The 23,170-nt window shown below is 70.9% G+C and carries 18 protein-coding genes; 12 read left to right on the top strand and 6 right to left on the bottom strand.

Annotated features, from left to right (window positions below):
• Positions 1–57: 57 nt before the first annotated feature.
• A complete protein-coding gene (locus tag B1H29_RS09770; RefSeq protein ID WP_055419871.1) occupies positions 58–1,311 on the bottom strand; it encodes a trypsin-like serine peptidase in 1,254 nt (417 codons plus the stop codon).
• A gap of 215 nt (positions 1,312–1,526) precedes the next feature.
• Positions 1,527–2,756 carry a trypsin-like serine peptidase gene (locus B1H29_RS09765; protein ID WP_055419870.1) on the bottom strand — a complete coding sequence of 410 codons (1,230 nt, stop codon included), beginning with the start codon at positions 2,754–2,756 and terminating at the stop codon, positions 1,527–1,529.
• A gap of 387 nt (positions 2,757–3,143) precedes the next feature.
• Here B1H29_RS09765 and B1H29_RS09760 point away from each other — a divergent pair, with 387 nt between their 5' ends.
• The 4 genes from B1H29_RS09760 to B1H29_RS09745 all read left to right on the top strand — a co-directional run bounded on the left by B1H29_RS09760 (position 3,144) and on the right by B1H29_RS09745 (position 9,865).
• A complete protein-coding gene (locus B1H29_RS09760; RefSeq protein WP_055419869.1) occupies positions 3,144–4,625 on the top strand; it encodes an aminotransferase class III-fold pyridoxal phosphate-dependent enzyme in 1,482 nt (493 codons plus the stop codon).
• 106 nt (positions 4,626–4,731) lie between these two features.
• Positions 4,732–6,819, top strand: a complete 2,088-nt coding sequence (locus B1H29_RS09755) for an IucA/IucC family protein (RefSeq protein WP_234393085.1) — start codon at positions 4,732–4,734, stop codon at positions 6,817–6,819.
• Positions 6,820–6,862: 43 nt separating this feature from the next.
• Positions 6,863–7,561: a GNAT family N-acetyltransferase gene (locus B1H29_RS09750; protein ID WP_055419867.1), complete on the top strand. Its 699-nt coding sequence runs from the start codon at positions 6,863–6,865 to the stop codon at positions 7,559–7,561.
• A gap of 315 nt (positions 7,562–7,876) precedes the next feature.
• The gene (locus B1H29_RS09745; RefSeq protein ID WP_055419866.1) at positions 7,877–9,865 is read left to right on the top strand and encodes an ATP-dependent DNA helicase; all 1,989 of its coding nucleotides are present in this window, start codon (positions 7,877–7,879) and stop codon (positions 9,863–9,865) included.
• Positions 9,866–10,002: 137 nt separating this feature from the next.
• On the opposite strand, the gene lexA is transcribed toward B1H29_RS09745, so the two are convergent.
• Positions 10,003–10,782, bottom strand: coding sequence for a transcriptional repressor LexA (gene lexA, locus B1H29_RS09740; RefSeq protein ID WP_055419865.1), 780 nt, complete (start codon positions 10,780–10,782; stop codon positions 10,003–10,005).
• Positions 10,783–11,338: 556 nt separating this feature from the next.
• Here lexA and nrdR point away from each other — a divergent pair.
• Together nrdR and B1H29_RS09730 are read left to right on the top strand one after the other, a co-directional pair.
• Positions 11,339–11,899, top strand: a complete 561-nt coding sequence (gene nrdR, locus B1H29_RS09735; RefSeq protein WP_055419864.1) for a transcriptional regulator NrdR — start codon at positions 11,339–11,341, stop codon at positions 11,897–11,899.
• Positions 11,900–12,065: 166 nt separating this feature from the next.
• Positions 12,066–14,969 (top strand): vitamin B12-dependent ribonucleotide reductase, encoded by a 2,904-nt coding sequence (locus B1H29_RS09730; RefSeq protein WP_055419863.1) that lies wholly within the window; start codon positions 12,066–12,068, stop codon positions 14,967–14,969.
• Positions 14,970–15,078: 109 nt separating this feature from the next.
• Here the strand turns inward: B1H29_RS09730 and B1H29_RS09725 are convergent, their stop codons facing one another.
• Positions 15,079–15,612 (bottom strand): TerD family protein, encoded by a 534-nt coding sequence (locus B1H29_RS09725; RefSeq protein WP_055419862.1) that lies wholly within the window; start codon positions 15,610–15,612, stop codon positions 15,079–15,081.
• 157 nt (positions 15,613–15,769) lie between these two features.
• Here B1H29_RS09725 and B1H29_RS09720 point away from each other — a divergent pair, with 157 nt between their 5' ends.
• The 3 genes from B1H29_RS09720 (at position 15,770) to B1H29_RS09710 (ending at position 18,074) form a co-directional block, all read left to right on the top strand.
• Positions 15,770–16,375, top strand: a complete 606-nt coding sequence (locus B1H29_RS09720) for a YdbC family protein (RefSeq protein WP_055419861.1) — start codon at positions 15,770–15,772, stop codon at positions 16,373–16,375.
• A gap of 121 nt (positions 16,376–16,496) precedes the next feature.
• Positions 16,497–17,156, top strand: coding sequence for a histidine phosphatase family protein (locus tag B1H29_RS09715; RefSeq protein WP_055419860.1), 660 nt, complete (start codon positions 16,497–16,499; stop codon positions 17,154–17,156).
• A 12-nt stretch (positions 17,157–17,168) separates the two neighbouring features.
• Positions 17,169–18,074, top strand: coding sequence for an ADP-ribosylglycohydrolase family protein (locus B1H29_RS09710; protein WP_055419859.1), 906 nt, complete (start codon positions 17,169–17,171; stop codon positions 18,072–18,074).
• A gap of 313 nt (positions 18,075–18,387) precedes the next feature.
• Here B1H29_RS09710 and B1H29_RS09705 read toward each other — a convergent pair whose 3' ends face one another.
• Positions 18,388–19,935 carry an MFS transporter gene (locus B1H29_RS09705; RefSeq protein WP_055419858.1) on the bottom strand — a complete coding sequence of 516 codons (1,548 nt, stop codon included), beginning with the start codon at positions 19,933–19,935 and terminating at the stop codon, positions 18,388–18,390.
• Positions 19,936–20,122: 187 nt separating this feature from the next.
• Here B1H29_RS09705 and B1H29_RS09695 point away from each other — a divergent pair, with 187 nt between their 5' ends.
• The 3 genes from B1H29_RS09695 (at position 20,123) to B1H29_RS09685 (ending at position 22,228) form a co-directional block, all read left to right on the top strand.
• Complete coding sequence (locus tag B1H29_RS09695) at positions 20,123–20,743, top strand: TetR/AcrR family transcriptional regulator (protein ID WP_055419857.1); 621 nt, start codon at positions 20,123–20,125, stop codon at positions 20,741–20,743.
• Positions 20,744–20,825: 82 nt separating this feature from the next.
• Positions 20,826–21,527 (top strand): ribonuclease HII, encoded by a 702-nt coding sequence (locus tag B1H29_RS09690; RefSeq protein ID WP_055419856.1) that lies wholly within the window; start codon positions 20,826–20,828, stop codon positions 21,525–21,527.
• Positions 21,528–21,595: 68 nt separating this feature from the next.
• Positions 21,596–22,228 carry a hypothetical protein gene (locus tag B1H29_RS09685; protein WP_055419855.1) on the top strand — a complete coding sequence of 211 codons (633 nt, stop codon included), beginning with the start codon at positions 21,596–21,598 and terminating at the stop codon, positions 22,226–22,228.
• A gap of 222 nt (positions 22,229–22,450) precedes the next feature.
• On the opposite strand, the gene B1H29_RS09680 is transcribed toward B1H29_RS09685, so the two are convergent.
• Positions 22,451–23,059, bottom strand: coding sequence for a hypothetical protein (locus tag B1H29_RS09680; RefSeq protein ID WP_055419854.1), 609 nt, complete (start codon positions 23,057–23,059; stop codon positions 22,451–22,453).
• Positions 23,060–23,170 lie beyond the last annotated feature (111 nt).

The raw sequence follows: 23,170 nt of genomic DNA, 5'->3' as shown, positions 1-23,170 counted from the left end.
GACGAGGGCCCGCCCCCTGCCGACAGGGGGCGGGCCCTCAGCACGTGCGCGTGCGTGTCACCGGCCGCCGTACGTCTGACTCATCTTCTGGTACATGGCCTCGGCTTCCCGGCCGAGCTGCGGTCCCGCCAGCCAGGTGTTCTCCAGCGGGCCGATCGAGGTGTTCGAGACCAGCTTGGTCTCGCCGTCCACCACCCGGAACCAGCCACCGCCGGACGAGCCGCCGGTCATGGTGCAGCCGATGCGGTACATCGTCGGCAGCGACGGGCTCAGCGACAGCCGGCCGGGCCGGTCGACGCACTTGAACATCTCCAGGCCGTTGTACGGCGCGGCGGCCGGGTAGCCCCAGGCGCCCATGCTGGCGACCTCCGTCGCGGAAGGGGCGGAGAAGTCCACCTCCAAGGCGGCGCCGACCGTCTCCTCCAGGGACTTGCCGCCCTGCTCCGGCTTCACGTGCAGCACGGAGTAGTCGTACGCGGCTCCGTCGCCGCCGTCCTCCGCACCGCCCTTGATCCACTGGTTCGAGGTCGAGGCCCAGTCGGCCCACCAGGTGCCGTACGGGGCCATCTCGGTGGTCGTCGCGCTCGCCAGCTCCGCCTCGGCCTTGCCGAGATCGTTGTACGACGGTACGAAGGCGATGTTGCGGTACCAGCCGCCGCTGCCGCCGGCGTGCACGCAGTGGCCCGCGGTCCAGACCAGGTTGGACTTGCCCGGGTGGTTCGCGTCCTTGACGACCGTGCCGGAGCAGACCATCGAACCCTCCGGGGAGTCGAAGAAGACCTTGCCGACCGGGGCGGCGTTGTCGTGGTACGGCGTCTTCTCGGCCACGGCCTCGACGGGCGTCGGCTCCGGGTCGGTGGCGCCCTGGTCCGCGGCGGTGTCCTTGGTCGTGACGGTCTTGTCGGCCTCGGTCGCGGACTGCATCCGGTCCGGCTCCCACAGACCCTCGATCACCGGATTGACGAAGTCCTTTGCCTCACTGAGCCACTCGTCCTTGTCCCAGTCCTTCCAGCCGCCGTCCTTCCACCGGTCGACGTCGATGCCGTGCTCCTTGAGCCGGTCCGCGAGGCCGGCCGGGACCTCGGCCTTTCCCTCACCGCCGGTGCCGGTGCCGGTGCCGGTGCCGGTGCCGGTGCCGGTGCCGGTGTCGGCGGCCTGGGAGGTGCCGCCGCTGGGCTTGGCGTCGGCCTCGTCCTTCTCCGAACCGCCACAGGCGGTCGCGGTGAGCGCCAGGGCGGCGACGAGGCCGGTGGCGGCGAGCGCGGCGCGCCGCCGTTGCCGTGGCGCGGCAGGCGTGGGTGCGGAACGCATGGTGAGAGACCCCCGTTGAAGCGTGTGAATGCGGAACGCATTGGACGCGTCGCGAACGGATGCGGCGCGAACGGATGCGGCGCGAATGAGAGCTGAGCGTATGAATTCGGAAACGTGTGGAAGCCGATGAAGGGTGTGGAAGGCGCGGTGGGGTGACGGGCTTGCCCGACGCACCCCACCGCCCCCCGAGTTGAGCGCTCTGATTCAGTGTGCGGTCACTGGCCCGCGAACTTGCCGCTCACCGCGTCGAACACACCCTTGGCCTCCTCGCCCAGCCGCGGGCCGGCCAGCCAGCCGGCCGTCACCGGGCCGATGGAGGTGTTGGACACCAGCGCCGGCTTGCCGTCGGAACCAGTCCCGACCCAGCCACCGCCGGACGAACCGCCGGTCATGGAGCAGCCGATGCGGTACATCGTCGGGTCGGCGGCGCTGATCGACAGCCGACCGGGCTTGTCCTCGCACTGGAACAACTTCTGGCCGTCGTACGGAGGCGCGGCCGGGTAGCCGATCGCCTTGAGGGACTTCACCTGGGGCACCGCGGGCGCGGCGAAGTCCACCGGAAGCGCGGCGCCGACCGTCTCCTCCAGCGACTTGCCGTCGCTGCCCTTCTCCGGCGTCACGTGGATGACGGCGAAGTCGTACGACGCGCCGTCCCCGCCCGTTGCGCCGCCCTGCTCGATCCACTGGTCCGAGGTCTGCGCCCAGTCGCCCCACCAGACGCCGTAGGGAGCGACCTCCTCCTTGGTGGCGTTCTGCAGCTCCTCGGTCGGCTTTCCGGCATCGTTGTAGGACGGCACGAAGGCGATGTTGCGGTACCAGCCGCCCTTCTTGCCCGCGTGCACGCAGTGGCCGGCCGTCCACACCAGGTTGGACTTGCCCGGGTTGGCCGGGTCCTCCACGACGGTGGCCGAGCAGACCATCGAGCCCTGGGGGGAGTCGAAGAGCAGCTTGCCCGCGGTGGCGGCGCTGGCGTGGTACTTGGGCGGCACGGCCTGTGCCTGCACCGGCCGCGGCTCCGGATCGGTGACGCCCTGGTCACCGGAGAGGTCGCTGTCGTCGACCTCCTGGTCGGGCTCCTCGGCGTCCCGCATGCGGTCCGGGTCCCACAGATCCTCGATGATCGGATTGACGAAGTCCTGCGCCTCACGCAGCCAGTCGTCCTTGTTCCAGTTCTTCCAGGCGCCGTTCTTCCACTCGTCGACGTCGATCCCGTGTTCCTTGAGCTTGTCCTTGATGTGGTCCGGGATCCGGATCTCGCCGTTGCCGCCGCCCGCGGCGGGCGCGGAGGCCGAGGCGTCGCCGCCCGCCTCGGGGTCACCCGACTCGCAGGCGGTGGCGGTCAGCGCGAGTGCCGAGACGAGCGCCACGGTGACCGGTACGGGGGAGGTTCTGCGCCGCCCGCGCTCGTGTCCGCGCGTGGTGAACGACGGCCGTATGGATCGCATGGTGATGACTCCCCCTGGTGTGAACTGCACAAGAACGGGCCACACACTATTCGTTCGCTGTGGGGGAGTTCCGACGGTACGGCAACGGTTCGGACACAAGCCGTCTGACCTGGCACGTATCCGTCCAGTGTGGCCCGGTCTCGTCGGGGGCGTCGCGTCGTCGGGGTCCTCGCCCGGTCCTCGCCCGGTCCTCGCCGTACGGGGCATGCTCGGCGACAGCGTAGCGAGGGAAGGGCACTCGCCCCGGCAAGGATTTCGGGCAACCCGTAACCCGGTGGCCGCACGGCTGTTGGTAGCGGTGGGGGGCCCGCTGTCCGAGTGCGGCCCCCGTGCCGAGGACGCCCCGACACGTCGGGTCGCGGCTGGACAGCGGGAGGTCAGGGAGCCGTGGCGGAATCCGCGTGCAGGGGGCTCGCGCCCAGGGGCAGGAACGCCGGGCCGACCCCGGGGGAGGGCGCTCCGGCCGAGGCATCCGCCCGGGCGTGCGGCGAGGCGCCCGCGCGGGCGCGTACCGGGCAGGAGAGCGCCCCGAGGCGTCAGTCGGCGCGTGAATCCGCGGCACGCACCTACGCCCGCGCACTTCCCGTCGTACCGGTCCGGGCCCGGGGGCTCACCATCGAGGGAGCCGACGGCCGCCGCTATCTCGACTGCGTGTCGGGCGCTGGGACACTGGCCCTGGGACACAACCACCCGGTCGTGCTGGAGGCCATCCGCAAGGTCCTCGACTCCGGCGCTCCCTTGCAGGTCATGGACCTCGCCACCCCCGTCGAGGACGCCTTCGTCACCGAGCTGCTGCGCACCCTGCCGCCCGGACTCGCCGCCCACGCGCGCGTGCGGTTCTGCGGACCGTCCGGTACGGACCCGGTCGCCACCGCCGTCGGACTGGTCCGCGCCGCCACCGGGCGGAACCAGGTGATCGCCTTCACCGGTGCCCACCAGGCGGCGGCCCAGGCGTGCGCGGGGCCCGGTGAGGCCCGCCGCGCGCCCCTGCCCTACCCGCAGGACCGGCACTGCCCGTTCGGTGTCGGGGGTGAGCGCGGGGCCGAACTCGCCTCCCACTGGGCGGAGTCGGTCCTCGACGACCGCCGGTCGGGGGAGCCGCTGCCCGCCGGGATGGTCCTCGAACCGGTCCAGAGCGAAGGCGGGGTGCTTCCCGCGCCGGACGCCTGGATGCGGCGAATGCGGCGCGTCACGGCCGAACGCTCCATTCCGCTGATCGCCGACGAGACCGAGACGGGCGTCGCGCGAACCGGGGTTTTCTGGGCGGTCGAACACAGCGGTGTCGTCCCCGACGTGCTGATCCTGTCCAAGGCGATCGGCGGCAGCCTGCCGCTGGCCGCGGTGGTGCACCGGGACGGCCTGCACACGGGAGAGCCCGGTGCCGGCACCTTCCGCGGCAACCAACTCGCCCTGGCCGCCGGCGCGGCGACTCTCGCCCACGTGCGCGAGCACCGACTCGCCGAGCACGCCGCCGTACTGGGGGCGCGGATGCTGACGCGACTGCGCGGCCTTGCCGGGGAGTTCCGGTGCGTCGGTGACGTGCGGGGGCGGGGCCTGATGATCGGTGTCGAACTGGTCGCACCGGACGGTGCGCGCGAGACCCGCGCCAACGGCACGGGCACGGGCCCCGTGCCGGGCACGCGCCCCGCCGCCGAGACGGCCGCCGCCGTCCAGCGGGAGTGCCTGCGCCGCGGACTGATCGTGGACCTCGCGGGCCCCTCCGGGAGCGTCGTGAGACTGCTGCCGCCGCTGATCGTCACCGAGGAGCAGATGTCGGCGGTCCTGGACCGCCTCGCCGACGCAGTGGAGGCGGTGGAGCGAAGCCATGGCGACCACGCGCCACCGCACGGGGCGCGCGCCGCGCGCTGAGATTCGCCGCCCAGGCCACAGCACGTCACGAGGAACCGCCTTGCACAGCACCCCCACACCTCGACCGACACCCACCGCGATCACCGGATCGCCGACACCCACCGCGATGCCTCCGGCGTCGCCGTCAGATACGACCGCCGCTGCCGCAGTTCCGCCACCGGCGGCCGCTCCCGCCCATCCGACGCCGGCCCCCGCTGCCGCCGCCGGTTCGGTTCCCGGCACCATCGCCGGTTCGTCCTCCACCGCCACCGCCAGTCCGGTGTCGGCACCCGCCGTCGCTGCTGACCCCGCCCCCGCGCCCGCGTTCGACCCCGTACCGGCCCCCGCCGCCCCTCACCCGCCCGCGCCTCCGCCACCCACCGACGCCTTGGACCACCCCGACCCGTACAGCGGGGCTCAGGCGGCGGCCGTGGAGAACCTGCTGCGCTGCTGGGCGCGCGAGACCGACGCGACCGCCCCCGGCAGCGGCGTCCTCCAAGTGCCGCTCCCGGCCAGCGGCACTGCCCTGGCCGTACCCGTCCAGTACTGGTCACCGACGGGACGGCACCGCTTCGGCCTCCCGCGCCTGTCCGGCGCCCCCGAATCGGCGCCCCCGGTCGACGCCGTCACCGTCGCCGCGCTGCTCGTCCGGGAGACGGCCGACGACGTGGGCCCCGGGGGGACCGACCTCGTGGGGCGTGTCGCCGACTCCGTCCGGCGTACCGCCGTCTTCCTCCGGGAGCGCCGGGAGGACCACCCCTCCGCAGCCTCCGGGGGCTGCGGTGCCCCCGGGGGCTCCGGTGACCCTGGAGGCCCCGGCGGCCATGGTGACCCCGGCGGCCCCGACCTCTTCCTCGCCGCCGAGCAGGCACTGGTCCTCGGGCACCCCCTGCACCCCACACCGAAGAGCCGCGAAGGGCTCACGGAGGAGGAGGCACAGCGGTACTCACCCGAAGTACGCGGCTCCTTTCCCCTGCACTGGGTGGCCATCGCCCCCTCCGTCCTCGCCACCGACTCGGCCTGGACCGAGGGCGGTCGCCCTGTCACCGCGCCCCGGCTCACCGCACGCCTCGCCGGAGACGGGCCGGCGCCACCGGACGGCTACGCGGTCCTTCCCCTGCATCCCTGGCAGTTCCGCGCGGTACGGCACCGACCGGAGACCGCGGCCCTGCTGGACGCCGGACTGCTCAGGGACCTCGGCTCCCGGGGCGCCGTCTGGCACCCCACCTCCTCCCTGCGAACCGTCTACCGGACCGGCGCCCCCGCCATGCTCAAGCTCTCGCTGGCCCTGCACATCACCAACTCCCGCCGGGAGAACCTCCGCAAGGAACTTCACCGCGGGATCGAGGTCCACCGTCTGCTGCGCACCGGGGTGTCCCGCCAGTGGCAGGCCGCCCACCCGGACTTCGACATCGTCCGTGACCCGGCCTGGCTCGCCGTCGACGGTCCGGACGGCAGGCCCGTGCGAGGGCTAGACGTCGTCATCCGGCACAACCCCTTCCGGCCCACGGACGACGTCTCCTGCGTCGCGGGGCTCGTCGCGCCCCGGCCGCGAGGGCAGGCGGACGGGTCCGGCCGGCACACCGCGCACGTCCCGCGCTCCCGGCTGGCCGAGGTCGTCACCCGACTCGCCGGGCGGACCGGCCGCCTCCGCCAAGCCGTCGCCGCCGAGTGGTTCCTGCGCTACCTCCACCACGTCGTACGCCCCGTCCTGTGGCTGGACGCCCATACCGGGATCGCCCTGGAGGCGCACCAGCAGAACACGCTCCTCCTGCTGGACACCGACGGCTGGCCCGCCGGCGGCCGCTACCGCGACAACCAGGGCTACTACTTCCGCGCATCCCGGCGTGCGGAACTCGACGCCCGGCTGCCCGGCATCGGCGAGCGGAGCGACACGTTCGTCTCCGACGAGGTGACCGACGAGCGCTTCGCCTACTACCTCGCCATCAACAACGTGTTCGGTCTCATCGGAGCCTTCGGTTCCCAGCATCTCGCCGACGAACGGCTGCTGCTCGCGGCCTTCCGCCGCTTCCTGGGCGATCTCGCCTCGGGTCCCGCCACGCTGCGCAGTCCGCTGCCCGCACGCCTGCTCGACTCACCCGTACTGCGCTGCAAGGCCAACCTGCTGACCCGGCTGCGCGGCCTGGACGAACTCGCCGGCCCGGTGGACACCCAGTCCGTCTACGTCACCGTCACCAACCCGCTGCACGCCTGAGTACACCGCCGACCCCGTCCCCGTCTCCCGAAAGAGCGACACCGTGGCTTCCACCGATGCGAGCGCCGACGACACCCTGGACCTGCACCTCCCCGAAGAGTTCGGCGCCCTCTTCAGGAAGGGCGAGGAGAGGAACCTCCCCGCAGGAGCGGAGACGCCGCGAGCAGGCGACGACCTGCTCGACCGCGTCGTCGACTGGGGTCCGGCCGACACACCCGCCGGCACGTTCCACCTGGTGCCCGTCCGCGTCGAACAGGACGTGCCGTTCGTCACCCGCTGGATGAACGACCCCGCCGTCGCCGCGTTCTGGGAACTGACCGGACCGCAGAGTGTGACCGAGGGACACGTACGGGCGCAGCTCGCCGGCGACGGACGCAGCGTCCCGTGCGTCGGCGTGCTGGAGGGGGTGCCGATGAGCTACTGGGAGATCTACCGGGCCGACCTCGACCCGCTGGCCCGGTACTGTCCCGTCCGGCCGCACGACACCGGTCTTCACCTCCTGATCGGCGATGTGGCCGACCGCGGGCAGGGCATCGGGACCACGCTGATCAGGACCGTCACCGACCTCGTCCTGGCGAGGCGGCCCGCCTGCACGCGCGTGCTCGCCGAACCCGACGTCCGCAACACGGCCTCCGTCGCCGCTTTCCTCGGCGCCGGGTTCCGGTTCGCCGCCGAGGTCGACCTGCCCGCCAAGCGGGCCGCCCTCATGATCCGCGCCCGGACGTCGCGCGAGCTGCCGTAGCGTCGTGGCACAGTCCGCAGGCTGATCCGTGCTGCCCCGGCTCACCGACCGGCCCCGCCGCCCGCCCAGGAGCCAACCTTTGCCACCGCCCTCCTCACAGCCCGCACGGGCCCTCGAGCCCCGGCGACACCTCCTGCCGCTTCTGTACGTCCTGCCCGTCCGCTTTCACCTCCTGCACTTCCTGTATGTCCTGCACCTACGGCATGTCCTGCGCCCCTCGCGCGTCCTGCACCTCCTGCACCTCCTGTACGTCTCGCACCTCGCACCCGCCTTGCCCGCCCGGTTGTCAGTCCCGGGCCGTAGGGTGGTCGCGCTATGACGAAGCCCTCACTCCCCGAACTCCTGCACGCCGCCGTCACCGCCGTCGGCGGCACGGAGCGTCCCGGCCAGGTGGCCATGGCCGAAGCCGTCGAGGAAGCCATCGACGGCGGCTCCCATCTGCTGGTCCAGGCCGGCACCGGCACCGGCAAGTCGCTGGGTTACCTGGTGCCCGCGCTGGCTCACGGGGAGCGGGTCGTGGTGGCCACCGCGACCCTGGCCCTGCAGCGCCAGTTGGTCGAGCGGGACCTGCCCCGCACGGTCGACGCGCTCCACCCCCAGCTCCGCCGCCGCCCGGAGTTCGCGATGCTCAAGGGCAGGTCGAACTACCTGTGCCTGCACCGGCTCCACGAGGGCGTCCCGCAGGACGAGGAGGAAGGCCTCTTCGACCAGTTCGAGGCCGCCGCACCCACCAGCAGGCTGGGCCAGGACCTGCTGCGGATGCGCGACTGGGCGGACGAGACGGAGACGGGTGACCGCGACGACCTCACGCCGGGCGTCTCCGACCGTGCCTGGTCGCAGGTGTCGGTGTCGTCCCGGGAGTGTCTCGGCGCCTCGAAGTGCGCCTACGGCGCCGAGTGCTTCGCCGAGATGGCCCGCGAGCGCGCCAAGCTCGCCGAGGTCGTCGTCACCAACCACGCGCTGCTCGCCATCGACGCCATCGAGGGCGCCCCCGTCCTGCCGCAGCACGAGGTGCTGATCGTGGACGAGGCGCACGAGCTGGTCTCCCGGGTCACCGGCGTCGCCACCGGCGAGCTCACCCCGGGCCAGGTGAACCGCGCGGTGCGGCGGGCCGCGAAGCTCGTCAACGAGAAGGCCGCCGACCAGCTCCAGACGGCCTCCGAGGGCTTCGAGCGGCTCATGGAGCTGGCGCTGCCGGGCCGTCTCGAGGAGATCCCGGAGGACCTCGGTTATGCGCTGATGGCCCTGCGTGACGCCTGCCGCACGGTCATCTCCGCGATCGGCGCGACCCGCGACAAGTCCGTGCAGGACGAGGACGCCGTCCGCAAGCAGGCGCTTGCCTCCGTCGAGTCCGTGCACGACGTGGCGGAGCGGATCACGAACGGCTCCGAGTGGGACGTCGTCTGGTACGAGCGGCACGACCGGTTCGGCGCCTCGCTGCGCGTCGCCCCCATGTCCGTCGCGGGTCTGTTGCGCGAGAAGCTCTTCGCCGACCGCTCGGTCGTCCTGACCTCCGCGACCCTCAAGCTGGGCGGCGACTTCAACGGCGTGGGGGCCTCCCTGGGCCTCGCACCCGAGGGCACCGAGGGCGATGACGTGCCCCAGTGGAAGGGCGTCGACGTCGGCTCGCCCTTCGACTACCGCAAGCAGGGCATCCTGTACGTCGCCAAGCACCTGGCACGCCCCGCGCGGGACGGGGACCGCGGCGACATGCTCGACGAGCTCACGGAGCTGATCCAGGCGGCGGGCGGTCGCACGCTGGGTCTCTTCTCCTCGATGCGGGCGGCCCAGATGGCCGCCGAGGAGCTGCGCTCCCGTATCCCGGAGTACCCGATCCTGCTGCAGGGCGAGGAGACGCTCGGGGAGCTGATCAAGAACTTCGCGGCCGACCCGGAGACCTGCCTCTTCGGCACCCTTTCGCTCTGGCAGGGCGTCGACGTTCCAGGGCCGAGCTGCCAGTTGGTCGTCATGGACAAGATCCCGTTCCCGCGCCCGGACGACCCTCTGATGAGCGCCCGCCAGAAGGCGGTGGAGGAGGCCGGCGGCAACGGCTTCATGGCGGTCGCCGCCACGCACGCCGCGCTGCTGATGGCCCAGGGCGCAGGCCGCCTCGTACGGGCGTCGGGCGATCGCGGCGTGGTCGCCGTACTGGACCAGCGACTGGCGACGGCCCGGTACGGAAGCTATCTGAAGGCGTCACTGCCCGACTTCTGGTTCACCACTGACCGTAACCAGGCCCGCAAGTCGCTGGCCGCGATCGACGCGAAGGCGCGGCAGGCGGAGTCGGCGGCGGAGGGCGACTGAGCGCCGGCCCGTACGCCGGGAGCCGGGGCCTGGTCCTGGTCCTCCGGACAGCGCGGGGCCCCGGAACCGGCGCAGAGGTTCCGGGGCCCGGTCGGGTCGGCGGGTCGCTGTCGTGGCGTGCCCGCCCGCCGTGGCGCTCAGACGCGACGCAGTACAGCCACCACCTTGCCGAGAATGGTCGCGTCGTCACCCGGGATCGGCTCGTACGCCGAGTTGTGCGGGAGGAGCCAGACGTGGCCGTCCTCGCGCTTGAAGCGCTTGACGGTGGCCTCGCCGTCGAGCATCGCGGCCACGATGTCGCCGTTCTCGGCGACCGGCTGGCGGCGGACCGTGACCCAGTCGCCGTCGCAGATGGCGGCCTCGATCATCGAGTCGCCGACGACCTTCAGTACGAAGAGTTCGCCGTCACCGACCAGTTGCCGGGGCAGGGGGAAGACGTCCTCGACGGACTCCTCGGCGAGGATCGGGCCACCGGCGGCGATACGCCCGACCAGCGGCACGTACGATGCGGCCGGCTTGCCGGCGGTGTCCGTGGGCTGCACGGAGGCGGCCTGGTCGGAGCCGCGCACCTCGTAGGCGCGCGGACGGTGCGGGTCGCGGCGCAGGAAGCCCTTGCGCTCCAGCGCCATGAGCTGGTGTGCGACGGAGGAGGTGCTGGAGAGGCCGACGGCCTGGCCGATCTCCCGCATCGACGGCGGGTACCCGCGCCGCTGCACGGAGTCGCGGATGACCTCGATCACCCGGCGCTGGCGATCGGTGAGTCCCGAGCTGTCAGCCCGGATGCCAGGAGGTCGCCCTGGCAGGGAGCGCTTGTGCCCCTCGGGATTCGTGGCGTCGCTCATCGCGTGCACCGGCTCAGGTCGGCCCTGGGGGCGGTCCTGGGCAGTGATGGTGGCACTGTCGGCGGTGGTGGTCACGTCGGCCCCTCTCGATGGTCTCCCTGCTGCACAACGGTAGTAGCTTTCGAAAGGTTGCGCCAAACACACGTTCGAGTGAAAAATCGCGAATCGCCCGCCTGGGTCGTGTGTCTGGGTGTATGGCTATCGCGATGCCTGGCGGACAAAAGGGCCCATTGCTGTACTCTTCACCGCCGTGGTGACAACCTCGGGGAGGTCGCCCCAGTCTGCCATCCGGCACCCCGTTCGACGGCGTGGGTCCCCTCATCTGTGCGGTAGTCCCACGCCCTCTCCTCGCGGTGCCCACGGTATCTCCGCACGCGCCCGGGCGATACGGCCGTGCGTGTCCGCCGCGCGGCCCGGCCGTACGGCACCTGTACGTACCGGAGCGACACGCGTGCGGGGCGTGTGTGTGAGTCAATCCCCACATCTAGTGGTTGGATTGCATCTGCAGCCCACAAGTTGTGGTCCCCCGGGTCTTCGAGCCCGCCACGATCGCCTATGCTGGGGACTGCTTCGAGGGGCCTGAAGAGCCCCGCGAGGCTATTGAGTCTGCTGTGAGGAGGGTTCGGAGTTCATGCACTGCCCCTTCTGCAGGCACCCCGACAGCCGCGTCGTCGACAGCCGTACGACCGACGACGGGACGTCGATCCGCAGGCGCCGCCAGTGTCCTGACTGCTCCCGTCGTTTCACGACCGTGGAGACGTGCTCGCTCATGGTGGTGAAGCGGTCCGGGGTCACCGAACCGTTCAGCCGCACCAAGATCATCAACGGTGTACGCAAGGCCTGCCAGGGCCGGCCCGTCACCGAGGACGCGCTCGCCCAGCTCGGCCAGCGGGTCGAGGAAGCGGTGCGAGCCACCGGAAGTGCCGAGCTGACCACCCACGACGTGGGGCTGGCCATACTCGGCCCGTTGCAGGAACTCGACCTCGTCGCCTATCTGCGATTCGCCTCCGTCTACCGGGCGTTCGACTCGCTCGAGGACTTCGAGGCCGCGATCGTGGAGCTCAGGGAGGCGACGGGGCGCCCCGGCGGAGGCCGCGACGCCGGCGACGACGCCGGTGCGGGGAGCCAGGAGAACGACCGCGGGTCCACGGGGACGGCACAGGTCCCCGAGCCCGCAGGCGCCGCCGACTGACCGGCGGGCCGGACCCGGACTTCGGCGCCGGGGTCCGGCCGGGCGGCGGCGAGTGAGAAGACCTGTTGCGGGCGGACCGAGAGATGCCCGCAACACCAGACAGAACATCGTGCCACGGGAACAATCGGGGCACTTCAGGGCGTTTTCGCCCGTACAGGGAGGCGGCATGACAGAGACGGCGAGCGGTCCGGCACGGAGTTCCCGCGCCAAGGGCACCAAGGCGGGCAAGGGACTCCGCGTTGAGCGCGTCCACACCACTCCCGGCGTCCACCCTTACGACGAGGTGGCCTGGGAGCGTCGTGACGTCGTCATGACCAACTGGCGCGACGGCTCGGTCAACTTCGAGCAGCGTGGCGTCGAGTTCCCCGAGTTCTGGTCGGTGAACGCGGTCAACATCGTCACCAGCAAGTACTTCCGGGGTGCCGTGGGCACCCCGCAGCGCGAGGTGAGCCTGAAGCAGCTCATCGACCGCATCGTGAAGACGTACCGGAAGGCCGGCGAGGACCACAAGTACTTCGCCTCGCCCGCCGACGCCGAGATCTTCGAGCACGAGCTGGCGTACGCCCTCCTGCACCAGATCTTCAGCTTCAACAGCCCCGTGTGGTTCAACGTGGGCACGCCCCAGCCGCAGCAGGTCTCCGCCTGCTTCATCCTGTCCGTCGACGACTCCATGGAGTCGATCCTCGACTGGTACAAGGAAGAGGGCATGATCTTCAAGGGCGGCTCGGGCGCAGGCCTGAACCTCTCCCGGATCCGCTCCTCCAAGGAGCTGCTCTCCTCCGGCGGCAACGCATCCGGCCCGGTCTCCTTCATGCGCGGTGCCGACGCCTCCGCCGGCACCATCAAGTCGGGCGGCGCCACCCGCCGCGCCGCCAAGATGGTCATCCTCGACGTCGACCACCCCGACATCGAGGACTTCATCCAGACCAAGGTGAAGGAAGAGGAGAAGATCCGCGCCCTGCGCGACGCGGGCTTCGACATGGACCTGGGCGGCGACGACATCACGTCCGTCCAGTACCAGAACGCCAACAACTCGGTCCGCGTGAACGACACGTTCATGAAGGCGGTCCAGGACGGTGGCAAGTTCGGCCTGACGTCCCGCATGACCGGTGAGGTCATCGAGGAGGTCGACGCCAAGTCGCTCTTCCGCAAGATGGCCGAGGCCGCGTGGGCCTGCGCCGACCCGGGCATCCAGTACGACGACACGATCAACCACTGGCACACCTGCCCGGAGTCCGGCCGCATCAACGGCTCGAACCCCTGCAGCGAGTACATGCACCTGGACAACACGTCCTGCAACCTCGCCTCGCTGAACCTGATGAAGTTCCTGAAGGACGACGGCAAGGGCAACCAGTCCTTCGACGCCGAGCGCTTCGCCAAGGTCGTCGAGCTCGTCATCACCGCGATGGACATCTCCATCTGCTTCGCGGACTTCCCGACCCAGAAGATCGGCGAGAACACCCGCGCCTTCCGCCAGCTCGGCATCGGCTACGCCAACCTCGGCGCCCTGCTGATGGCGACCGGCCACGCGTACGACTCCGACGGCGGCCGCGCCCTGGCCGGCGCCATCACCTCCCTGATGACCGGCACGTCGTACCGGCGCTCCGCCGAGCTCGCCGCGATCGTCGGCCCGTACGACGGCTACGCCCGCAACGCGCAGCCGCACCTGCGGGTCATGAAGCAGCACTCGGACGAGAACGCCAAGGCCGTCCGCATGGACGACCTGGACACGCCGATCTGGGCGGCCGCCACCGAGGCCTGGCAGGACGTGCTGCGCCTCGGCGAGAAGAACGGCTTCCGCAACTCCCAGGCGTCCGTCATCGCCCCGACCGGCACCATCGGTCTGGCGATGTCCTGCGACACCACCGGCCTCGAGCCCGACCTCGCCCTGGTCAAGTTCAAGAAGCTGGTCGGCGGCGGCTCGATGCAGATCGTCAACGGCACCGTCCCGCAGGCCCTGCGCCGCCTGGGCTACCAGGAGGAGCAGATCGAGGCGATCGTCGCCCACATCGCCGAGCACGGCAACGTGATCGACGCCCCCGGCCTCAAGCACGAGCACTACGAGGTCTTCGACTGCGCCATGGGCGAGCGTTCCATCTCCGCGATGGGCCACGTCCGCATGATGGCCGCGATCCAGCCGTGGATCTCCGGTGCCCTGTCCAAGACGGTCAACCTGCCGGAGTCGGCGACCGTCGAGGACGTCGAGGAGGTCTACTTCGAGGCCTGGAAGATGGGCGTCAAGGCGCTCGCCATCTACCGCGACAACTGCAAGGTCGGCCAGCCCCTCTCCGCCAAGACCAAGGAGAAGGAGAAGTCCGTAACGGACGCCGTCACGGAGAAGACCGAGGCGGCCATCCGCGAGACGGTCGAGAAGGTCGTCGAGTACCGTCCGGTCCGCAAGCGCCTCCCGAAGGGACGTCCCGGCATCACCACCTCCTTCACGGTCGGCGGCGCCGAGGGCTACATGACGGCCAACTCCTACCCGGACGACGGTCTCGGTGAGGTCTTCCTGAAGATGTCCAAGCAGGGTTCGACCCTCGCGGGCATGATGGACGCCTTCTCCATCGCGGTCTCCGTCGGCCTCCAGTACGGCGTGCCGCTGGAGACGTACGTTTCGAAGTTCACCAACATGCGCTTCGAGCCGGCCGGCATGACGGACGACCCGGACGTGCGGATGGCGCAGTCGATCGTCGACTACATCTTCCGCCGCCTGGCGCTGGACTTCCTGCCCTTCGAGACGCGCTCCGCCCTCGGTATCCACTCCGCCGAGGAGCGCCAGCGTCACCTGGAGACGGGTTCGTACGAGCCGTCCGACGACGAGCTCGACGTCGAGGGCCTGGCCCAGTCGGCGCCGCGCGCCCAGGAACTGAAGGCCGTCGCCACGCCGAAGGCAGAGGTCGAGGCGGCCGAGCCCGCTCCGCAGCAGGCGCACACCAGCGCCGAGCTGGTGGAGATGCAGTTGGGCATCCAGGCCGACGCCCCGCTGTGCTTCTCCTGCGGCACGAAGATGCAGCGCGCCGGTTCCTGCTACATCTGCGAGGGCTGCGGTTCGACCAGCGGTTGTAGCTGACGCGTAGGTCCCCATGAGTAAGGGGCGTCCGCCAATGGCGGACGCCCCTTACTTATGCCGTTTCATACGCGCGTCACTCGTACCGTCTTCTGGCGCGCGCGTCGCCGCGTCAGGGCCGGCGTGCCGCGCCCATGGCGGCGGCGAAGGTGGCGGGATCCCCCTCGAAGCCGTGGACGCCGGCCCGGAACTCCCAGGCCCCCGTCTCGTCCCGGACGAACTCCGCGACCGTAGCCGCCGTCGCGCCCAGGACACCGCTGAAGTCGTCCGTGGCCAGTTCGGTGTAGCCCTCGCGGATGCGCAGGCCCGGGTTGGCGACGTCACCGAAGGTCCGGTCCTCGGTGCGCTGCTGGATCGCGACGCCCACCACGACACGCGCGTACCGGGCGTCGAGCCGCTCCAGCTCCAGCATCATGACCTCGTCGAAGCCGAAGCCCTTGCCGTCCTGGCTGTCCCGGTTGAGATAGATGGTCCCGTCGGGGGAGCGGCTGTCGTAGTGCACCACATAGGAGGGATCGCCGTACGGATCGTCCGCCACATAGGTACCGGCGACGACGTCCAGGTCGGCGGGTGGCTGCCCCGCCGGACTCGGGTCCCACCGCAGCGCGACCTCGACCTTGCGAATGCCCTTGCTGAGGCCGTTCACAGACTTCCCCTTCCCAGGTCCCCGCCCTGCCCGGCCACCTGAACTGCCGGACGGTGACGGCCGGTTGTCCATCCTGCCACGCACAGCGAGGCCGGTGGGGGCAAGTGGTCCTCCGGAGAGTGACCGGTGCCACGTTCCCTGGCCTTACCATGGCGCGGTGCTGGTCAAGTGGATTCGCTGCACCGTGGTGGACCGCCGCGGTTTCGAGCGGGGGCAGCGGAAGTGGGCGGGGCTTCCGGGGGAGCCGGGTTTTCGGGGACAGGGGGGTGGCTGGAGCCGGGGGCGGCCGGACGTGGCGCACGTCTTCGCCTTCTGGGAGAGCCGTGCCTTCTACGACTCCTTCATGGCCCGCTCCCACGACCGGCTCGCCTCAACCCAGGCGGGCACCTTCAAAGACGCGCAGGTCAGGCTCTTCGACTACCGGTTCGACGTGAAGACCGGGTTCGAACCGCGCTTCACGGACGCCGACCTGCTGAGGGTGGCGCTCTGCCGCGTCCACGAGGAGCGGGCCGAGCACTACGTCCTCATGCAGGAGAAGGTCTGGAACCCCGCGATGGCCGGCTCGCCCGGCATGGTCCGCGGGCTGTTCGCCGAGGCGCCGGGGAGCGAGTATCTGGTGCTGTCCATGTGGCGGTCGGCCGCCGAGCACGGCAAGTACCGCACCGAGCGGGTGGAACGGCTGGCCCTGCGCGCCCAGACGGAGGCCGACATCGCGGCCCTGACGGGGGACATCGTGCAACTGGAGCCCTCGTGGACCGTTTGAGAACCGGACTGACCATCCCGGCACCTACGGGTGCCGACCGGGATGTGGAAACTGTGTGACGTACGCCGTACGGGGGCCGTTCGAATGCTTGGTTCCACCCGTCTCGATCTAGGGTTCTGGCATGGCACGACCACGGCGCATCGTTCTTGTCCGGCACGGCGAATCGACGGGCAACGTCGATGACTCGGTGTACGAGCGCGAACCCGACCACGCGCTGGCCCTCACCGAGCAGGGCCGGGCCCAGGCGGAGGAGACGGGCAAGGGGCTGCGCGAGGTGTTCGGCCGCGAGCGGGTCAGCGTGTACGTCTCCCCGTACCGCCGCACCCACGAGACGCTGCGCGCCTTCCGCCTCGACCCCGCACTCATACGGATACGGGAGGAACCCCGGCTGCGTGAGCAGGACTGGGGCAACTGGCAGGACCGGGACGACGTGCGCCTGCAGAAGGCCTACCGGGACGCCTACGGCCACTTCTTCTACCGCTTCGTCCAGGGCGAGTCCGGTGCCGACGTGTACGACCGGGTCGGCGGCTTCCTGGAGAGCCTGTTCCGCAGTTTCGAGGACCCCGACCATCCGCCGAACGTGCTTCTGGTGACCCACGGTCTGGCCATGCGGCTGTTCTGCATGCGGTGGTTCCACTGGACGGTCGCGGAATTCGAGTCGCTGTCGAACCCCGGGAACGGCGAGATGCGGATGCTCGTTCTCGGTGAGGACGGCAAGTACAGCCTTGACCGCCCCTTCGAACGCTGGCGAGATCCGGAGCCGTACGGGATCACCGGATAGAGTGGCAGGGCGATGACCGCTCATTCATCTCCTGACGTACGCCTGGACCGGGCGCTGTCCAGCCTGCGCGGCCTGTCGGTGGGGGACGCGCTGGGCTCTCAGTTCTTCGTGCCCGCGAACTATCCGCTGCTGAGGCCCCGCGAGCTGCCCCCCGGCACTTGGCAGTGGACGGACGACACGGAAATGGCCTGTTCCGTGGTCTCCGTCCTGGCCACCCACCACCGGATCGACCAGGACGCGCTGGCGCTCTCCTTCGCCCGGCACCACGACTTCGACCGTGGCTACGGCCCCGCGGTCAACCGGTTGCTGCGACTGGTCCGGGAGGGCGGCGACTGGCGTGAGCTCGCCGCCGCGCTCTTCAACGGCCAAGGGTCCTGGGGCAACGGTGCCGCGATGCGCATCGCGCCGCTGGGTGCCTGGTACGCGGACGACCCCGAGCAGGCGACCCACCAGGCCGAGATCTCGGCCTATCCGACGCATCAGCACCGTGAGGCGGTGGTCGGCGCCATGGCGGTCGCCGCGGCCGCCGCACTGGCCGCGGATCCCAGCGGCCCACCCACCGCGCACGCGCTCCTCGACGGGGTGATCGCCCTGGTACCGAAGAGCGCGGTCGGCGCCGGTCTGCGCCGTGCCCGGGACATGCTCGACTACGGCGACGCGGCCACGGTCGCGGCGGTACTGGGCTGTGGCAGGCGTACGACCGCCCACGACACGGTTCCCTTCGCCCTCTGGTCCGCGGCGCGCTCCCTCGGAGACTATGAACGCGCCTTCTGGACGACCGCCCAGGTCGGCGGCGACGTGGACACGACCTGCGCCATCGTCGGCGGGGTGGTCGCCGGGGCGAAGGCGGGAGCGCCGCCGGCCGAGTGGTCGGGGCGGGTCGAGACGCTGCCCGAGTGGATGGTGACGTCTCCCTAGCGGATCCGCGCCGATGAGGGCCGGCAGACGAGCGCCGGAGCCGCCAGCAAACTCTCCGTGTGTGACGGGAACGCTATGTGACCGCTCGCCCGTTGTCGTGTCATCCGCTGTGCGAGGCATGAGCCGCGCGCAGCCCGGAGTGTCACGAGGGGGGTGAGTCATGAGGACGTCGTGGGTGCCGGTCTTCGCGCTGCTGTTCCTCGTGCTGCTCGCCAGGTCGAGCACCCCGCCGACCACCGGCCGCCGGGACGGGCACCGGCGGGCGCGTGTGACGCCCGCCGGTGGCCACCGCCCGGACCGCGGTACCGCGCCGTCAGCCGATTCCCGGCCCGGCCGAGCCGGACAGTGCCTCCAGGTCGCTCTTGCGTACCCGGATCACCAGCCACGCCGTGGCCAGGGCGAGTACGGCCATGGCGGCAGCCGGGATGAAGGCCGCCGAGATGCCCTGCGCCAGCACGTCGTGTCCCCATGGCGCAGGCAGTTGGTGCGTCTGGGCGAACTCCGCCTTCTGCTCCGCCGAACCGTTGGTGAGGAAGTCCGGCACCTGCTTCTCCGCCTCGTCCTTGCTGGCCGTGCCGAAGACCGTCGTCAGGATGGCGAGGCCGATCGATCCGCCCACCTGCTGCATCGCGTTGAGCAGGCCGGACGCCGCGCCCGCCTCGTGCTGGGCGACCCCGGAGACCGCGGTCAGCGTCAGCGTCACGAAATTCAGCCCCATGCCGAAGCCGAAGATCAGCATCGGGCCGAGGACTCCGCCGACGTAGGAGCTCTCGGAGCTGATGAGGGCCTGCCAGCCGAGCCCGACCGCGGCGAGTGCCGAGCCCACCACCATGAACGGCTTCGGGCCGAACACGGGCAGGAACCGCTGCGACAGCCCCGCGCCGAGCGCGATCACCACCGTGACCGGCAGGAAGGCCAGACCGGCCTGGATGGGGGTGTAGCCCAGTACGTTCTGAACGAACAGCACGATGTAGAAGAACATGCCGAACATCGCCGCGGCCAGGCTCAGCATGATCACGTACGTACCGGCGCGGTTGCGGTCGGCGAACATCCTCAGAGGGGTGATCGGCTCCTTGGCCCGCGACTCGATGAACACGAAGAGCACCAGCAGGACCACCGCGGCCGCGAAGGAACCGATGGTCACGTCGTCCCGCCAGCCCTCGTCCGCGGCGCGGATGAAGCCGTAGACGAGAGACGCCATGCCCGCTGTCGAGGTCACCGCCCCGGCTATGTCGAAGCGTCCGGAGTGCCGTTCGGACTCGCTGATGTACATCGGGGTGAGTACGGCGATCAGGACGCCGATCGGTACGTTGACGAAGAGCACCCAGCGCCAGTCGAGCCACTCGGTGAGCATGCCGCCCGCCAGCAGCCCTATGGCACCGCCGCCCGCGGACACGGCCGCGAAGACGCCGAAGGCCCGGTTGCGTTCCGGTCCTTCGGGGAAGGTGGTGGTGATGAGGGCCAGCGACGTGGGCGACGCGATCGCGCCTCCCACACCTTGCAGGACACGCGCCGCAAGCAGTTGCCAGGGTTCCTGGGCGAAGCCGCCGAGCAGCGAGGCGAAGGTGAACAGCAGGATGCCGGTCATGAAGACCCGGCGACGGCCGAGGATGTCACCGGCCCGGCCGCCGAGCAGGAGCAGACCGCCGAAGGTGAGCGTGTAGGCGCTGACGACCCAGGTGAGGTCGGTGGTGCTGAAGCTGAGCGCTTCTTGGATGTGCGGGAGAGCGATGTTCACAATCGTCGCGTCGAGTACCACCATGAGTTGGCAGGCCGCGATGACCGTGAGCGCGATGCCGGGACGCCCCTCCCGGCGGGCCGCTCCCGGCTTCTGGTCTTTGAGCAGAGACGAGGTTGTCACTATGAGTCCCCCACGACTGACTTAGTGAACGATGGCGTTCACTGTTGCCTCAACGTTAGTGACTCCCCGACAGTGAACGCAAGCGTTCACTTACCGTGCCGTCGCGTGGCCCGTCCCCCGCTGTGGCCGCGCGGCGTGCCTCCTTTCCCCGAAAACTCGCCTTCCCCGCTTCCTGGAGACCCTCGACATGGTTGCTTCGCACTGGGCGGCCGCCTCCGCCCGGACGCCCTCCCGCCGGCGTGGCGCGGTCCTCGAACGCGCGATCCTCGACGCCGCGCTGGACCAGCTCGGCACCGTCGGCTGGAACGGTCTGACGATGGAGGGAGTGGCCGCCGCAGCGCAGACCGGCAAGGCGGCGGTCTACCGCCGCTGGCCGTCCAAGGAGGACCTCGTCGTGGACGCGCTCCGGTCCGGGCTCCCGCGCTTCGACACGGTGCCCGACACGGGGAGCGTGCGCCAAGACCTCCTGACGCTGTGCCTCAGGGCGCGCGACGCGATGTTCTCCCGCCCCGGGCTGGCCTTGCGGTCGGTGATTCACGAATGCGACAGCGTGCAGGCGGAGCGCTTCCACACGGTCATCGTCAAGGGGGTGATCGAGCCGACCCTCACCATGCTCCGCGAGGTCATCAACCGCGGAATAGAGCGGGGGGAGGTCCGGCGTGACGCGGCGAACGGATACGTCTTCGACGCCATGCCGGCGATGATGATGTACCGCTCGAAGGTTTGTGGAAGTGAATGGACGGACCGGGAGATCGAGGAAATGATCGACCAGTTGATGGTCCCGCTGCTGCGGCCCGGCAGGAGCTGACCTTCCGGTCGCGCGGGTCCCGGCCCCGTTTGGGGAACCGGGGTGTCGCCAGAGGTTCGCGGCGGCGTAGGCTAAGTACGCCATGCCGTACGAACCACCAACTCACACCGTCGAGCGCTCTCTCCGCGCCACGACCGGAGCGAAGATCATTGCCGGTGTCGACGAGGTGGGGCGCGGTGCGTGGGCCGGTCCGGTCACCGTCTGTGCCGCGATCACCGGACTGCGTCGGCCCCCGGCCGGCCTCACCGACTCCAAGCTGCTCACCATCAAGCGACGCACCGAACTCGCCGCGGAGCTGCGGACCTGGGTGACGTCCTACACCCTGGGGCACGCCTCTCCGGAGGAGATCGACGCACTGGGGATGACCGCGGCGCTGCGACTCGCGGCGGTGCGTGCCTTGGAGACCCTGCCGATCCGCCCCGACGCCGTCATCCTCGACGGCAAGCACGACTATCTCGGGGCGCCTTGGAAGGTCCGTACGGTGATCAAGGGTGATCAGTCCTGTGTGGCCGTCTCGGCCGCATCGGTGCTCGCCAAGGTCCAGCGCGACAAAATGATGGCCGAACTGGGTATCGACCATGCAGACTTCGGTTTTGCGGACAACGCCGGGTATCCGTCGCCCGTGCACAAGGCCGCACTGGAGGAGCGGGGGCCCACCCCGCACCACCGGTTGTCGTGGGCGTATCTTGATGCGCTGCCCCAGTGGCGGCACCTCAAGAAGGTCCGCAGTTGGGTGGACGGAAGCGTTCCGGAGATCGAGGGTCAGCTCGGATTCGATTTCTGACGGTTCCGCTCGCAGGCATGCGCCACCCGCCGACGCGAGCCGCACCAACGTTTGATAAATATCAGCTCATGCCTCTCATTCCCGAGGAGCCTCAGATTCACGAGAAGGCCCAGGGTCCCCGCGCCACACCGGCCAGCGGCCGTACCGCGCCGACCCCCCGCCCCGTACCCGGCCCCCGTCCCGCGGCTCCGCCGCGTCCCGGTCGCCCCGGCCCCGCGCGGCCGGCGCCGCCGACGCAACGTGCGTCGCGCGACACGGCCGCGGCCAAACCCGGCCCGTCGGGACCGGCCGCTCCGGCAGCCGCCCCGGCCGCCCCGCAGATCCAGTTGATCCCGGCCACTCCCGACGGCGCGCTCGACGCCGCCGAGGAAGCCGTGGACCTGCTGCTGGACTCGGGTCGCACCCCAGGTGACGTGCTGGTGATCACCACCGGCGAACCGCACCCGTGGGCCGCCCACGAACTGTCCTTCGGCGACGCGGCCTACTGGGCGCAGCACGAGGCGGGTGACGACGTCTTCTACGCGGACGCCACCGTCGCGGACCGTGCCGCGTCGCGGGCCGTGGTCGTGGTCGCGCTCAACGGTGGCCCCGAAGCCGCCGCTGCCACCGCCCTGTCCGTGGCCCACTCCCGGGCCGGCGCCCTGCTGATCGTCTGCGGTGACCCGCAGCGGATCAACTCGGTGCTGGGCGCGGGCGTCTGAGCCCGTTCCGCCGCGCGCGGCGGACGCCGACGGGACACCGGGGGCCGTCGAAACCGGCCCCCCATCGGTGGCGGCTCCGCCGTGCCCGCGTGATGGCGGCTTCGGCGCACCCGGACGGCTGACGTCCGCCGAGCGGCGTACGGCGTTGCCGGACGCTCTCGCGGACCCGGACGTCGACCGGACGTCGCGGCGCGGCCATGGAGCGCGCCGCGCCCGTGGTGCTCAGCGAGCCGCCGCGCGGCGCAGCACGTCCGACGCGACGCCACCGGTGCGCGGTGGCGGCGTCTCCGACGCGGCGAACGGCTCCGGCTCGGACGCCGCGTTGGGCCGACGTCCGCCGCGGCCCTCGCCGAGGACCTGCCAGCCGTCACGGGTCAGCGTGATGTACGCGCCGCAGCGCAGTCCGTGCAACGTGCACGCGTCCCGCAGCCCCCACATCCACGCGCCGTCCTCCTCCGTCCAACGCGCCTCCCCCTCACGGCAGTAGAGGAGCACGGCGGTGCGCACCGGAGTACGGCGCCGCAGATCGTGCGGGATCACGCGGCGAAGTTGGGCGAGCAGCGCATTGCGGAACATCCACCCGTCGGCCGGGGTCCGTCGGCTGGTGAACGAGGCGCTCGCACGCAGCCGTTCGTCCGGATCGAGCACGGCCACGATCGCGGTCGCCGGCTTGGGGTGGTGCCGCGAGTGCAGTCCGCCGACGACCTCTCGCGGATTGCGCAGCAGCGGGATTCCGGCGGCGGCCCACTCCGCCGGTTCGAGCATGCGAGTGGCGGAAGCGGCGGACGACGACAACGATGCCGCCGAGGACGGAGCGAATCCGAAGGTCACGTTCCTCCCTTCGGCTACGCGCCCACACTGCGGGCGGGGTCGGATTCGGGGGAGCGCGCACCGCAGTGAAGCCCTGCCGGATCACGGACGAGCCGTGCGGGGAGCGGACTT

Origin of the sequence: Streptomyces pactum, from assembly GCF_002005225.1 — a bacterium.
Classification (GTDB): domain Bacteria; phylum Actinomycetota; class Actinomycetes; order Streptomycetales; family Streptomycetaceae; genus Streptomyces; species Streptomyces pactum_A.
Note: the sequence above shows the minus strand (reverse complement) of the source record. Positions and strands in the feature narration are given on the sequence as shown.

What these genes read in the sequence shown, in the direction of transcription:
- B1H29_RS09770 (WP_055419871.1), bottom strand. Translation starts at nt 1,311, where the DNA reads ATGCGTTCCGCACCCACGCCTGCCGCGCCACGGCAACGGCGGCGCGCC.
- B1H29_RS09765 (WP_055419870.1), bottom strand. Translation starts at nt 2,756, where the DNA reads ATGCGATCCATACGGCCGTCGTTCACCACGCGCGGACACGAGCGCGGG.
- B1H29_RS09755 (WP_234393085.1), top strand. Translation starts at nt 4,732, where the DNA reads ATGCCTCCGGCGTCGCCGTCAGATACGACCGCCGCTGCCGCAGTTCCG.
- B1H29_RS09745 (WP_055419866.1), top strand. Translation starts at nt 7,877, where the DNA reads ATGACGAAGCCCTCACTCCCCGAACTCCTGCACGCCGCCGTCACCGCC.
- nrdR (WP_055419864.1), top strand. Translation starts at nt 11,339, where the DNA reads ATGCACTGCCCCTTCTGCAGGCACCCCGACAGCCGCGTCGTCGACAGC.
- B1H29_RS09730 (WP_055419863.1), top strand. Translation starts at nt 12,066, where the DNA reads ATGACAGAGACGGCGAGCGGTCCGGCACGGAGTTCCCGCGCCAAGGGC.
- B1H29_RS09715 (WP_055419860.1), top strand. Translation starts at nt 16,497, where the DNA reads ATGGCACGACCACGGCGCATCGTTCTTGTCCGGCACGGCGAATCGACG.
- B1H29_RS09710 (WP_055419859.1), top strand. Translation starts at nt 17,169, where the DNA reads ATGACCGCTCATTCATCTCCTGACGTACGCCTGGACCGGGCGCTGTCC.
- B1H29_RS09695 (WP_055419857.1), top strand. Translation starts at nt 20,123, where the DNA reads ATGGTTGCTTCGCACTGGGCGGCCGCCTCCGCCCGGACGCCCTCCCGC.
- B1H29_RS09690 (WP_055419856.1), top strand. Translation starts at nt 20,826, where the DNA reads ATGCCGTACGAACCACCAACTCACACCGTCGAGCGCTCTCTCCGCGCC.
- B1H29_RS09685 (WP_055419855.1), top strand. Translation starts at nt 21,596, where the DNA reads ATGCCTCTCATTCCCGAGGAGCCTCAGATTCACGAGAAGGCCCAGGGT.